A 13,800-nucleotide genomic window follows, 5' to 3' on the forward strand; every position below is an offset into this window, starting at 1 on the left:
CTTCCGGAAGATTGAAAAACCAGCCCCTGCGTCATAAAATCAGCTGCCAACCAAGACTGCCCTGACCGTTTCCGCCAGGGTCTCCAGACGATAGGGCTTTTTAAGATAGAGGATCGAACCGAGCTGCTGAAGCTGGCGTACACGGTCCGTTGCAGCATAGCCGCTGGAAATCACCGCTTTCTGGCCGGGATAGATCGCCGCGATTTGCCGGTAGGTCTCCAGTCCGTCAATGCCCGGATCCATGATCATATCCAGAAGCAGTACATCTGCCGGCTGCCGGGAAACCGCTTCCACCGCCGCCTCTCCGGAAGACACCGCATCGGCCCGATACCCCAGCCGGGTCAACATGGCAGTGGCCAGTTCTCGCTGCTCGGCCACATCGTCCACCACCAGGACACGCTCTCCCTGCCCTCGGTGGTCCTCCAGCGACCACACTTCCGTGGCTTTTTTGGCCTTCTCTGAAGTTGCCGGAAGATAAACGCTGAAGTTGGTACCCATGCCTTCACGGCTTTTGGCATCGATGAAACCGTCGTGGTCCTTGATCGTCCCCCAGACCACGGCCATCCCCAGGCCGGTTCCGCTCTTGCCCATAACCTTTTTAGTATAAAAGGGTTCGAAAATCCGCTCCATGTCTTCCCCGGATATGCCTACGCCTTCGTCTTCGACCTTCAGGACGGCATAGTCTCCTTCCCGACTTGTTTCGTAGGTCCCCATGGAAGTGTCCACGCTCTGGTTGTAGGTTCGGATACGGATGGTGCCGCCGTCCGGCATGGCCTCGGCGGCATTACTGACCAGGTTCATAACGGTTTTAGACAGGTGGACAGCCGACCCCTTCACTGCCTTCAGGTCGGCTGCCAGATCCAGGTCCACCTTCACTTTGGAATGAAACTGAACCAGTTTTTCATGCTCCGGGCTGTCCAGGTAATCTTTCACCACGCTGTTCAAATCCAGCACCTTGAAATCGGCCACACCCCGCCGGGCAAGGGTCAACAGGTCCTGGACGATTGCCGCAGCTTTCTGCCCCGATTGCTGAATGGTCATCAGCGGCTTGCGCAGACTACTGTCCGCCGGCATGTCCTGAAGCAACAGGTCGGGGTACCCCACCACGCCCGAAAGAATATTGTTGAGATCATGGGCCACACCGCCAGCCAGCGTGCCCAGGGCCTCCATCTTGCGTGCACGCTGCAGCCGTTCCTGCAGCCTGAACTTCTCTTCTTCAGCCCGTTTTCGATCATCGAGTTCCCGTAAAAGGTTCTCGTTGGCCAATGCCAGGGCCTCGGTCCGTTTGTGCACAAGCCCCTCCAACTTGTCCTGGTAAGCCTGCACTTTGGCCTCAGCCTCTTTTCGGACACGAATCTCCTGCTCGTAGGCTGCATTGGCAACTTCCAGGTCTTTGAAGGCTTTTCCGGACCGGTTGGCCAGAATCATGGCCTGGGAGAAGACAAAAAACAGCATGCCGTAAGGGATTACATGGCCGGTCTGAATCAGATCGTTGGCGTATAGGATATCATTGGCCACGGTCGCCAGTACCAGCAGAAGAGAGATCAGCATCACGGTCGCACCGAACCGTCTTTTCAGTGCGGCCCTGACCAGCACACCGGCGCTGAACAGACAAATCAGAATGATCAGGGGCGTCACGGTTGAAAACAGGCCCGTAAAAACAGGGATCGGTGCCACCAGGGTGATGATTCCCAGCAGCGTTCCTATCGCCAGCCCCCCCTGCACAATCCGAACGGAGCAGTCTTCAGGGAAAAGAGACCGAACAAAGGCGAGGCAAAGCGGGGCACCGAGATAGACACAGAGCCATTCAATGCGTATGGCCACGTTCCAGCTCAACGCTTCGAACAGATCGGCCAGAAACACTTCTCCGGTCAACCCGGCGCGCAGTCCGAAAAGCAGACAGCTAAGGGCGAAATAGAAGTTGAAACGATCCTGGGGCCGGAAGGCGAAAAGAAAAAAGTGGTAGATACTCATGATCAGCAGGCAGCCAAACACCATGATGTCCTTGGCCATGGCCCGATTCTTGACAGCTGGCAATCGTTCCGCCGTTGTCAGCCGAATAGGAGCACGCATGCCGCCTTTGGCGTGCATGAAGTTGGAGATCTGCAGGGTCAGCACCACTTCGCCGTCCGTTGGGGAATCGATGACGACAATCCGGGTGCGGTAATCGGGCTCCATCTGATCGGCGCTGGGGCCCACAAGGCCGACCGAGGCCGCCAAACGGTCGTCGATCCACAATCGACAGGCGCAAAATGCATAGGGAATGAGCAGGGCCAGCCGTTTCTGTCCGGAAACGCCGCGCAGGTGCAGACGAAAGGTGGCGAAACCGTTGCCATCCAGTTCCCGGCCGTCCACTACCGTGCCGTTCCACACGGAGGGCATGGCAAACCAGCCGGTTCTCGGCGGGGGATTGGCCGAACGAAAATCCTGCGGAGAAAGCAGCGCGCGCCAGTAAAATTCCCACTGCCCGGCAAGCGGGAGGCACTCATCATGCTCCGGCTGCCAGTTTTCGAGATCGAGTACCCCCAGGTGGCCCTCCGGCAAATGGGGCGTTGCGGCAGTGGACATACCAGGCTGGATCAATAGCAGGGTCCCGATGGCCAGGGTCAGGGCTAAAAAGAAAAATTTGATCGTTTGCCGCAATTCATATTCTTCCTATTCATGGTTGATCACACCGTTAACTAGTGTCGATCCATAAATGGTAATTTTCAGAGCCGAGTCGCAAAAAAATAGAGTGGTAAAATCCTCGGCAGGATTTTTCTCACCATCGCTACATCGGTTTGTGGCTAATTTACCGAAATCGGCTTAATGCAAGCGCACTTGTTCAACCAGTTTTCACGATGCGGAATCGATTAAGGTCTCAAGTGGCTGTTTTTCCCCTGGCGATGGTCAGCAGGTTGGCGGCCACAATCGAAGACCAAACATAGGATTTAAACGAGTCCCATCCTTTCCAGGTACAGCGGGTCAGGCCAAGGCAACGCTTCAGCCAGGAGATACCGGATTCAATACCCGCTCGAAAGCGGCGCAATCGACGATACACATATTGGCTGCGGCACATGTCGGTTTCAGATAGACCTCGTTTCTTGGCAAAGCAGACGTCTTTGATCTTACGCGATTGGGCTCGCTTCAAGTTTTCCTTGGATGCAAAACCGCCGTCGAAGCTGGCCTTGAGGGGATAGCGGCCATAAATTTGTTTTTGCCGCTCAAGCATCGGTATCGTCAGGTCGGCGTCGGCCGGATTGCCTTCGGTGATGACACAGTCCAAAATAAGGTTCGACGCGCCTCCGGTCAGACAGATTTTGTGACCAAACAGCGTATCGCGCCTATCCTTGACGATGATATCGGTATGTGGCTCGAACAACGATACTACTTTGTCTTTGGCATCGACCGTTTCTCCATGAAGAACCCGGCGTTCGGTCTGGTGGATCACCCTGCGGGTCAGATCGACAAAATGTTCGATCTGGAAGCCAATCGTCATGACCAGCGGGTCGCAGGTCGCACCGGCATTGATCGCAGCGACTGCCTTATGAGCGTACCCAACCACTTTGCGACTGGTTTTGAGCAGGTCCACATAGGCAACCTTACGCTTGTTTTTCCGTTTGGCATTCATCACCGCCAGCATCCGTCGTTTGGCAACACGGGTATGGTTATGGAAGTCAGGAACTGTGATCCCCGATTCATCCCGGAAGCGCTTCAGCAGCCTCGTCAACACGCGAACACCATCCCACAGCAGGTTGGAGTCGGTGGGATGATGGATGTGAGTTTCAACGCACGTGCAATCGACCCGGACCTGTCGGCCCTTTTCAATGCCCTTTTGCTTCGCATATCCCAAAAGATCCGCATTGATCAGTTCCCAGGTGGCGTCCGATATGCCTTTGATATTTTTGTTCAGGGCGGATTTTTTGTATCCCTTGTCGGCGATACCGATCCGGCAGAACCAACTCAATGCCTGCGAATCGACAATATGAAATGCCAGTTCATCATACGTAAAACCGAAAAGGATTTTGACGATAGCACAACGCAGTACCTGGTCGGCGCTCATGCCGTCAGCCCCAGTTCGATAGGCCACCAGCTTGCCCTTGTTCAAATCTTGAAGAACGCGATCACAGATGATAGGGTGAGCATCGATGATACCACTGATAGCTGTAAGTTCTTTTGCTTGGGCGTGGTCTTTGATCTGAGGCATCAGGGGCATCTGTTTTTGCCATTTTTCGCGCATTTTGTGATCGGCTCCTTTCTTTCTTTTGTAGTGATATTGGTTGTTTGGCGACTTTCAATATACTACAAAGAGAAGAGAAAAACCACTACAAAATGCGCGTTTCTTATTTATTACAGGTAGTTATTCCTGTGGATGAGCACTAACTATCGACCGACAGGCGGTTTTCTTGATCTATATTTGGTGGGCAAGCGATGGTAGGATATAGAGAGGCTGCGCTCCGATTCATTCCCCCGCCGCGATCAGATTGGCCACGTAGCGGGCAATGGCGGGGCTGGCAGTAAGGCCGGGAGATTCGATGCCGATCAGGTTGACAATACCGGGCAACCCTTTGGAGGACTCTTCGGCGATGATGAAATCCCGGACCGCATCGCCGGGCTGCTGCAGTTTGGGCCGGATGCCGACCATCTCAGGATTCAATTGGTCGATGGTGATGGCGGGAAGGTAGCGCCGGGCCGCCTCGTAAAACGATTGCCGGGCCGCGGGATTCACCGCGTAATCCGGATTGCGTTCTGGCAGGTAAGTGGCGTCGGGACCCAGCTTGACCCGGTTGCCGAGGTCAATGGTGGCGTGCACCCCCAGCCCCACATGATTGGCCTGGGGGACCGGGTAAACCAGCCGCTGGAGATAGCCCGATGGTACGTCCAGGCTGAAATAGTCGCCTTTCCAGTAGTGCAGGCGGTATCCGCAGGCATCGACGTCGATCCCCATCGAGCCGGCCACCCGGTCGGATTCCAGGCCGGCACAGTTGACGACCCAGCGCGATACAAAGCTGTCTTGCTCTCCGTCGGGATACGCAACGTGGACCCGGTAGCGGCCGTCATCGCACTTTTCCACCCGTGAGACCGTGGTGTGAGGTACCATTTGGGCACCGTTGCGCTGCACCCGTGCGGCAAACCTGCGCATGAGCCGATGGGAGTCGATGATGCCTGTGGAAGGTGACAGCAGCCCGGCGCAGGCCTTGACGTTGGGCTCCAGGTCCTTGACTTCGCGGGCGCTGACCATCTTGAGATCGTCGGCACCGTTTTCCCTGGCCCGCTCCTGAATGTCCAGCAGGACGGCCTCCTCTTCCGGCGCTGTTGCGACGATCAGCTTGCCGCAGCGGCGATGCGGAATCCGGCCGCTTTCGCACAGCGGGTACAGCATCCGGTTGCCTTCGACACACAGCCGGGCCTTGAGCGATCCTTTGGCGTAGTATATGCCGGCGTGAATGACTTCGCTGTTGCGGCTGGAAGTCTCCTGGCCGAAGGAGGGATTGCGCTCCAGGATCAGGACCCCTTTTCGGCTTTCGGAAAGCTCGGCCGCCACGGCCAGGCCGACCACCCCGGCCCCGATGACAGTTGCAGTGATTTCCATGGCGATATCTTAGGGGAGGCGTTCTTCTCTGGCAAGCTGAAAGTTACCGGCTGCGGGAGGAAAAATGAACTACCCCGCCGCAAGCGGCGGGGTATCTAGACCCGTTGCTTCGCAATAAATGACTTATCTTGTTTTTCAAAAAAGGCGAGACGCCAATTATAGGTCTTAGTAGAACACTCCAGGCGACATGACGTAAAAACCGGAGCCGACAAAATATTGGGTATCCGGGATCCGGTAAATAAAGGTGTGTTTGGGCTTGATGACCTCCTGCCCGGGAACCGGCCAATCGTAGCGGGTCCATCCTTTGCCCTTTTGGGCCGCCTTGATGAAATCCACGAAGAACGCCTTCCCGTTTACATCCTTGGTTTCAATCAGATTATCCGCTTGCGCCATTTCGGGTTTAACTGGATGGGCCAGCATCTTGCAGTCCATATCCATGAGGAATACGTAGCTCACGCCGTCGTTCCAGGTAAAACGGTTGTGCCGGATTGAAATTTCCTTAACGGCCGCCTTTATGCCGTTGGTTTTTACAAAATTGGCCGCTTCTTTACATTTGGCGATACAATTGTCGCGCGTTCCTGCCACACCATTGGAAACAGCCACGAAAAACAGCAACATAACACCCGCAACTACGATTCCGATCCGATGCATACGTTCTCCTTCTTTTCTTAAATGTTGAACTTGATCGTTTTCTCGTTCGCATGAGCAGATTTCCCGAGCCAAGGAATTGGTTATCGGCAGGATCTGCAAAAACTTGAGAAAAACCAGAGAAAAAAGGAGCGGTGGATCAGTAGCCGCGTTTTCCTTGGATCACCCCCCTCACCCCGCCTTTGGGGTCGTCCGTGTCGCCGTCACGCCGGGGGATCAGGTGAATGTGGGCGTGCATCACGGTCTGGCCGGCCGATCGGCCGATGTTGATTCCGATGTTGAATCCGGTAACGCCGGGATCGTCCTCCCGGATTTGTCCGACCAGGCGGCGGATCAGTTCCTCGGAGTCCCGGATCTCCTGCTGGCTCAGGGCCAGGCCATCGGCCACATGCCGTTTGGGAACGATCAGCAGATGCCCGGGGGTTACCGGGAATCCGTCGTTAAAAGCGGCCACCGTACCGCACTCTGCCACCGCCTTGCCCTGGGCGACCCATTGGCAGAACAGGCAGTCGGAGGGATTGTCGCCGCTTATTTTTGTCAATGCGCGATCCTTTCCTCAACCATCTCAATCCCCAGTTTAGCAATGCCTTCCAGCACGGGCTTATAGAGTTCTTTGCAAGTGGGAATCTGAACGCCGGTGAGATCGATTTTGCCCTCCGCCATCAGGGAAACGCCCACCGCCAGGGGCAGGCTGACGGTGCGCGCCATGGAGGAATCGCCATGGGGAACGCCGTAATCGATCAGGGTGGAAGTGATCGTGTGTCCGCTCCCGTCCGCGTCTTCCACTTCGAAGCGGTGGCGCAGGATGATCATGTCCTTCTCGCCATCCTTGTATTGCAGTTTTCGCAGGAGCTGCTCGCTGAGGATGTCCAACTTGCTGCCGGCGTCCGGCAGCGGCTCGGCGTCGAACAATCCCAGCCAGGCCAGGTTGTCGATGACGAAATGCTCTTTTTCCAGGCCCAGTTTGCGGGCCGTGGCAACGGCCAGGTCTTCGCTTTCATCGGCCCCCACCAGGTCGGCCGTCAGGGTCCTGAACGTTGCGCCCTTGGGATAGGTAGCGGGCGTTTCGTCCACCAGGCCCAGATCGATGATCTTCTTGAACGTGTCGCACCAGCCGATGTTGCGGTAGGTGCCCCGCATGACGGTCTCGGCGTCCTTGAGGCCGTAAATCTCTTTATAGGGCAGCGAATCCCGGTTCGGGTAGACTTCGAATTCTCCCAAGGGATCGACGGTCTCGATGCGCTTGTTTAAAAACAGGTCTTCCCCCTTGATGTTGACCACCTCGCCATTCTCCAGAAAGCGCGCCGAATTGCGGGAGGCCAGGACCACGCCCCGCGGGCTCCATGAGAACTTGTAGCCGAAGGGGTTGTCGTTGTCGTCCGGAGCCGGCAGGCCACCGCAAAGGGAATAGAAATGGCGAATCTTGCCGCCCCGGGCATGAACCGTGTCGATGATCCGCATGGCGGACATGTGGTCCACTCCGGGGTCGATGCCGATCTCGTTGAGAAGAATCAGGTTTTTGCTTTTGGCTTCATCGTCGAGCGCGCGCATCTCATCGCTGACATACGAGGTGGTGGCCATGGGCTTGTTGTTTGCCAGGCAGACCCGGGCCACGTCGACATGATGTACAAAAGGAAGCAGGCTGACCACGATGTCGTTCTCCCGGACCAGCGCGGCGAGGCCTTCTTTGTCCTCCACCATCAATTGTCGGGCCGTCCCGTTTTCAAACCCCTGGACGATTTCCTCGGCCTTGGCCAAGGTTCTTGAAGCGATGGTAACCGCGTATCCCTGTTCCAACAAGTACCGGGCACCCGGTCTGCAAACCAGTCCCGCCCCCAGAATCAATATTTTCTTCATATCCGCTCCCTGTCCCGCATATCGTTGTCTGCAAATGCCGGTCGTGGTCGATCAGCTCGCCTCAGCCCTTTTCTTTCTTCACAAAGGCTGGATATACGCCAGGAGGGGGAAATCTTCAACAGGCTTTTGTATAGGGCCGCCGTGTTAGGTAATGGGGTTCATTCGCTATCCCTCTGGTCTTTACCCACATTTGGTAATAGGAAGCGACGTTCCATTTGCACCGGCAAGACGAGGATTCCATGTAGAGACACGGCGCGCCGCGCCCTCACGAGGTTCTCACGGTGTCGGGGAGAAAAGGCATCTAATCTTATTGCGGGAATATTTGGTGTTGATCCCTACTCGCGAACTTGCTCGACGGCGGCCTCCCGTTCTTCGACCCGTTCGAAGGCGTTCCGGTAAATGACGTAATACTTATTGATATTGCTCACGTAACGGACGGTCTCCTGGCCGACGATCTTGAGCATGGCCATCTCCACATTGCGAAACCAGCGGTCGGGATCCAGTTGCATCTGACCGGCCAGCCGGCGCGCCTTCCGAATTCTGGCCGGACCGGCATTGTAGGCCGCCAGGCTGAAACGCACCTGGTCGCGGGGGCGGATGGCGGCATCCTTGAAATACTGGCGCCGTAAGAACGAAAGATACTTGACGGCTGCATGGATGTTGTTCTCCACGGTGTTGACATCGATTATCCCGATTTTTGGATCGGCCGCCGTCTGCGGTCGGATCTGCATGATGCCCACCGCCCCCCGCGGACTCACTTTGCTCTGATCGAAGCCCGACTCCTGGTAGGCCATGGCCGCGATCAGCCGCCAATCGAAGCCGTAGCGCTTGGCGTACTTTTTAAACAGGGGAACGATTGTCTTCAGCCGGTTGCCGGCTGCGCCGCGAAGCGGATTGCTGACCCAGGTTTTTTTCTCGTAATAGCGTGAGAAATAAATGTTGCCCAGAAGCGTACCCTTGCGATGGGACTGGATGAACTGGTTCAAGCTGGCCTTGAGCTGCGGATTGTTTTTACGCACGGCCCAGGCAATCTGACCGCCCTGTCGGACGGCAACATCCGGGTAGATGCGGATGTCGGTGAACACCTTGCTCCAGGCCTTGGCAATGTGGCTGTCGCAGATCGTGCGAGCGACGGCACCGCTGTTGACCAGTTCGAGAATGTCTTCGGTCTCCAAATTCTCGTCGGCCCGCACGATCCGGACCGGCTGTTTGCCCTGACCGCGCAATTGCCGGTTGAAATCCTGCAGGCTCTGGTAATAGCTGCTGCTCGGACGCACGAAAAGGGCTCTCCCGGACAAGCTGGATGGCGCCTCGATGGGCGGCTCCGCCGCGTTCATGACTAGCACCTCGTCGATCCCGACCACGTATGGATCGGTAAAATCGACCTGCTGCCGTCGCCGGTCGGTAACCGTCAATCCTGCAGCGGCGATGTCCCCGTATCCGGCAATCAGATCGGGAATCAAACGGTCTCGGGCCACCGGGATAAACTCGATGACGACCCGGAGTTCTTTGCGGGAAATGTTTTTGTTGAGAGCTTTCTGGTACTCTTTGAGCAGGTCGTACTCGAACCCGCGAGGCTTGCCGCCTGCCAGAAAAAAGTTGGTGCGATTGTAAGTCGTCAGGACACGGACATACCTTCGTTCCAGCAATCCGTCCAGGTCAGTGTCGTAACTTTCCCCGATATGGGCGTCGAGGGGATGGGGATCCACCGGCTCCCCGGCGTGCAGGGAACCGGTGGCCAGCAGTCCCAGCAGAGCGAAAAGTACGGCAATGATCCTACGGGTCATGGTGTCATGGTCCGTCTGGTTTGATTCGGTGGTGCCGGGAACGCGTCAAGCCTGCTTTCGTATGGTCCTTTACTCGACCATGCGGCCCCGTTCAACAGGCTCATCGCTATCCTGCCCGCCTGCATCGGCCGGTTCGGCCTCTTCAGATTCTTCGATGGAAGGCGGACCCCCAACCGACGGCGGTTCAAGCGCCTCGGTTTCGGATCGGTCGGACGGCTGCTCATCTTCGGGCTCCACCTCCAGCGCTGGCTCCGGTTCCGCGGGGACCTCTTGGGGTGGCGGTGCAAAAGAGACGGCCCCCTGATCCCGACCAGGTTCGGATTTGCCGTACACCACGATGGTTACGGTGTTATCCGATTCCCAGATGATGGAGTAGTTCAGGCTGCGCAGCAGGCGCTTGAGCCCCCTTTCCAGTGGGATTTGGTTCAAGGTGGCGCTGACCCGGTGATCTTCCCACTTCGAATCGAGATTGAACTGGTAGCCGGTTTCTCCGGTGATCTGATCGAGAACCTCGCCCAGGGGCTGGTTGACTGCCGTGATACTGATCAGCGGGTCTTGCGTCGTTTCCTGCAAGGCAAAGGATTGGCCCCCCGAAAGCCCCAGGGCCGCAACGATCCAAATACCGATGGCCAGATAGAATATCGTCTTCATTGGCGTGTACCAGAAATAAGAAATTAACGCGTGCGCCCGGGACGAATCCGGCCACCATGCGCAAATACGAATATTGGTCTTTAATAATCTATTTTTCCCGGTGGCTCAACGATTTTGACAGACGCGTACAGGGAACGACCTTTGAAAAGATGCTTTTTTATCACCGCTCAGTCCGCAAGGGGTTGAGCACGGCACACACTTGACACAGTGAGTAAGGCTTGGCTCAATGACCATGGAAAGCCCGACGCAGGCTTCGATACCGATTGCGATCCCGAGTACGAGGGGGACATTGTATCGGGTGCCAAACGACTATCCCCGAGAAACGATGCGCTTGCCTTGTACCGGTCCTGTTAGCCTGACATTCAGCACTGCCCGACAAAATCGGTATCGATTACAGGGTTTTCAACTTGCGCAGGTAGTCCCGCACATAATGCGGCAGGTCTCCCGTTTTGAGGTAGGCTTTGAAATCCGCATCCGCGGTCTGCGGGCCGCGTGACCAGCCGGCGGCCGCCCGTTTGAAAACCTCGTGTTCGCTGATTCCCTGATTGCGTGCATGATTCCACAACCGCTCCTCATCCGTCAGCGGGTTCCGGTTGGCCCAGTATCGGTCCAACCGGCGCATCAGTTCGAAATAGGCCAGAACAGCCAGAATGGCCAGCAGCATGGGCCAGTCTAAAATGAGGGCTGCGTTCATGGGGCACCTTTAGCATTCGTAGTACCTTAAAGAATAACGCCGGAAAACAAAAAACGGAATAGAAATTGTTGGCAAACGATTTCGATGCAAGCGACGCGACCGTATGAGAGGCCAACCACCCGCTGCCATGGTTGGCCTCCTCATTGAACGCTATGTATCTACCCCATAAATTTGAGGCTCTTTTCGAGCACTGCAATTTTATTGTGCAAATAGTAACGTAAATTTTCATCCAATGCCCGCTTTACCGCTTCTTCAGGTTCTACAAATTCAGCAATCCTGATTTCACGCCCATCTATTTCGATATCGACAGGGTCATAAACCTCAACTTGAAAGAGATGCGGTCGATCACATGGCCCCAGGTCACCGGTCACCTCAGCGATGAACATCAAATCTTTTTCATGGATTTGTAGACCGACTTCCTCTACCGTTTCCCGAACAGCAGCCTGCTTCCAGGTTTCACCTTTCTTAACCATTCCTCCGGGGACCGACCATCTTTCGCGATAGGATTTCTTGACCAGCAATATCCTTCCCTCATGCCAGATAGCGACGAGGGCACCCTTTAGACGCACTTTTGTGATCGTGAATACGATACGCAAGGATTGAAATGAGACTTTATAAATCGCAGCCCAAAGGAAGGATACAACCTTATCCATGTGCGCAAACTTAACCCCGCGATTATAATTAACGGCCTCTATTGATTTTCTACTCACCGATGATCTTGACCAGCACCCGCTTTTTGCGCCGGCCATCGAACTCGCCGTAAAAAATCCGCTCCCAGGTCCCGAAATCCAGGCGGCCGTCGGTAATGGCCACCACCACCTCCCTCCCCATGATCTGACGCTTCATGTGTGCATCGGCATTGTCCTCGCCGACATTGTGCCGGTACTGGGAAACCGGTTCGTGGGGTGCCAGTTTTTCCAGCCAGACATCATAATCGTGGTGCAGACCACTCTCGTCATCATTAATAAATACGCTAGCGGTAATATGCATCGCATTGACTAAGGCTATCATAAACTTCCTGAGAAAATTCTACTGGCAGGCCTGTTTCTTCAGCGAATTCTATTGGGTCTATGCCGCCCTGCCGTAATAAACCTTCCAAGCCACCAAGCACGCCACGAATCGAATAGGAAACTTGGCCGTCCTCGTTTTTCCGCACATACACACCCAGGCGTTTTCCCTCGGCGTCGTGTCCATCAAAAAATGTGTGGACCAGCTTGCATTTCTCTTCAAAGGTCATTTTTGCAATACGGCCCGGTCTATTGAAAACTGATTCAAGCATCCTTTTGGCCAGGGTTGCTTGCTTTTTGATTTGCGTCCTGGTGGGGACGCCTTGGGTCTGAGCCTCAATAGAATCAATGGCGCTTTTTAAAGATTCAATCTGTTTGCGGATGGCGGTCATCCGTTCAGCGGCTTCATCATCGGAGAGTATACCCTTGCCAATGGCTTTTACAATGTTTTCCTTTTCGGCATTGGCCGTCTTTAGCTCCTTTTGAAGAGTCTGTCGCTGAGCCAGCAAGCTATCAATCTTGGCGGTGTCGGGTATGGCGCGGGCCAGGGCCGCTTCCAAGCCGGGGGAATCCCCCGCAAGGGCAAACAGCTTGAAAAATACGGCCGTTTCAATTTCATCCGCACGCACCCAAAAGCCCGGATCACACTCAACCTTACGTCCACGAGGATGCCGGTAATAGCTGGTGATGGCGCGGTTGGTCTGGCCGAACATGGCGTTGCCACAGTCGGCGCAGAAAATTACGCGGGATAAAAGGTATTTGTACTTATACTGGCCGTGATAGTAGGTCTTGTTGGCGGCGGCTCGCTTTTTGATCTTTTTGATGGTTTCCGGCGACAAAAGTCGTGGGATTTGAATGGGGACGGTTTCATCAATAGCCACCCGTTTAGCCCGGTAGCGCACTTCCCATTTATCGCCGGAACGCTTGGTCAGGATTTTCCACAGGTTGACATGGTTCATGTCCAAGGCAGCAGCCAATTTTTGTATTGATTCACCTTGGAGATACTGTTCCGCAGCCCATACAATCTTTTTCTGCTTTTCCTCATCAATGCCCCAGGTTTCCGTTTCTTTATCGAAGGTGCGTCCATAGGGAAGCTTGCCGCTGGTAGGCACGCCCCGTTTAGCGCGGGCTATGCGGTTATTGATGGATTTGCGGGTTTGTTCCAGCGCCACGAATTCATTAATTTCCGTGGCCATGCCGAGGAACAATGTATCCGCCGGTTTATAAAGATCATATTCGCTTTGGCCAGCGAAAAATCTAACTCCAGCTTTGCGCAGGGTATCCAGGCCCTGTTTGGATTTCCCGTTGTCGCGGCTCCAGCGGGAAGCATCACACACAATGACGGCATCAAAACGGTCACGGGCCGCATCTTTTAGGAGTTGATCAAGCTTTTTCCGTTCAAAGGTGGCGGTAGCGTGCTCCTGGCCGCTGTATCGCCAAGGGTCATCAATCAGGGTGCCGCCTAAAGCTTTGACCGCCCGAATGATCTCATCTTTTTGGGTGCGTAGGGATTCCCCCCTTTGGGCTTGGCCTTCCGTGCTGACACGGACGAGCGGGGCGAACCGCAGGATTTTTGCTGGCATA

General features: G+C 55.3%; 11 protein-coding genes and 1 pseudogene. All 12 read right to left on the minus strand.

Features of this window, described 5'->3' with window-relative positions:
• Positions 1-39: 39 nt before the first annotated feature.
• Positions 40-2,643: a 7TM diverse intracellular signaling domain-containing protein gene (locus tag GN111_RS16090; protein ID WP_155304724.1), complete on the minus strand. Its 2,604-nt coding sequence runs from the start codon at positions 2,641-2,643 to the stop codon at positions 40-42.
• 217 nt (positions 2,644-2,860) lie between these two features.
• Positions 2,861-4,219, minus strand: a complete 1,359-nt coding sequence (locus tag GN111_RS16095; protein ID WP_155302183.1) for an ISNCY family transposase — start codon at positions 4,217-4,219, stop codon at positions 2,861-2,863.
• 222 nt (positions 4,220-4,441) lie between these two features.
• Positions 4,442-5,572: an NAD(P)/FAD-dependent oxidoreductase gene (locus GN111_RS16100; protein WP_155304725.1), complete on the minus strand. Its 1,131-nt coding sequence runs from the start codon at positions 5,570-5,572 to the stop codon at positions 4,442-4,444.
• A 165-nt stretch (positions 5,573-5,737) separates the two neighbouring features.
• Positions 5,738-6,223 carry a cache domain-containing protein gene (locus GN111_RS16105; protein ID WP_155304726.1) on the minus strand — a complete coding sequence of 162 codons (486 nt, stop codon included), beginning with the start codon at positions 6,221-6,223 and terminating at the stop codon, positions 5,738-5,740.
• A gap of 136 nt (positions 6,224-6,359) precedes the next feature.
• Positions 6,360-6,761: an HIT family protein gene (locus GN111_RS16110; protein WP_197740565.1), complete on the minus strand. Its 402-nt coding sequence runs from the start codon at positions 6,759-6,761 to the stop codon at positions 6,360-6,362.
• On the minus strand, positions 6,758-8,077 hold the full coding sequence (locus GN111_RS16115) for a saccharopine dehydrogenase C-terminal domain-containing protein (RefSeq protein WP_155304727.1): 1,320 nt from the start codon (positions 8,075-8,077) through the stop codon (positions 6,758-6,760). The genes GN111_RS16110 and GN111_RS16115 overlap by 4 nt, the downstream gene beginning before the upstream one ends.
• A gap of 335 nt (positions 8,078-8,412) precedes the next feature.
• Complete coding sequence (locus tag GN111_RS16120; protein ID WP_155304728.1) at positions 8,413-9,864, minus strand: MltF family protein; 1,452 nt, start codon at positions 9,862-9,864, stop codon at positions 8,413-8,415.
• A gap of 69 nt (positions 9,865-9,933) precedes the next feature.
• Entirely contained in the window at positions 9,934-10,515 is a 582-nt protein-coding gene (locus GN111_RS16125; RefSeq protein WP_155304729.1) for a hypothetical protein, read from the minus strand.
• Positions 10,516-10,906: 391 nt separating this feature from the next.
• Positions 10,907-11,209 carry a hypothetical protein gene (locus GN111_RS16130; RefSeq protein WP_155304730.1) on the minus strand — a complete coding sequence of 101 codons (303 nt, stop codon included), beginning with the start codon at positions 11,207-11,209 and terminating at the stop codon, positions 10,907-10,909.
• Between the two features lie 158 nt (positions 11,210-11,367).
• Positions 11,368-11,862 (minus strand): NUDIX domain-containing protein, encoded by a 495-nt coding sequence (locus tag GN111_RS16135; protein WP_170302326.1) that lies wholly within the window; start codon positions 11,860-11,862, stop codon positions 11,368-11,370.
• 49 nt (positions 11,863-11,911) lie between these two features.
• Positions 11,912-12,217: pseudogene (locus GN111_RS16140) on the minus strand (secondary thiamine-phosphate synthase enzyme YjbQ); the annotation flags it as partial.
• The gene (locus tag GN111_RS16145; RefSeq protein WP_155304732.1) at positions 12,183-13,799 is read right to left on the minus strand and encodes a recombinase family protein; all 1,617 of its coding nucleotides are present in this window, start codon (positions 13,797-13,799) and stop codon (positions 12,183-12,185) included. The pseudogene GN111_RS16140 and the gene GN111_RS16145, both read right to left, overlap by 35 nt.
• Position 13,800 lies beyond the last annotated feature (1 nt).

Origin of the sequence: Desulfosarcina widdelii (assembly GCF_009688965.1) — a bacterium.
GTDB classification, from domain to species: Bacteria; Desulfobacterota; Desulfobacteria; order Desulfobacterales; family Desulfosarcinaceae; genus Desulfosarcina; species Desulfosarcina widdelii.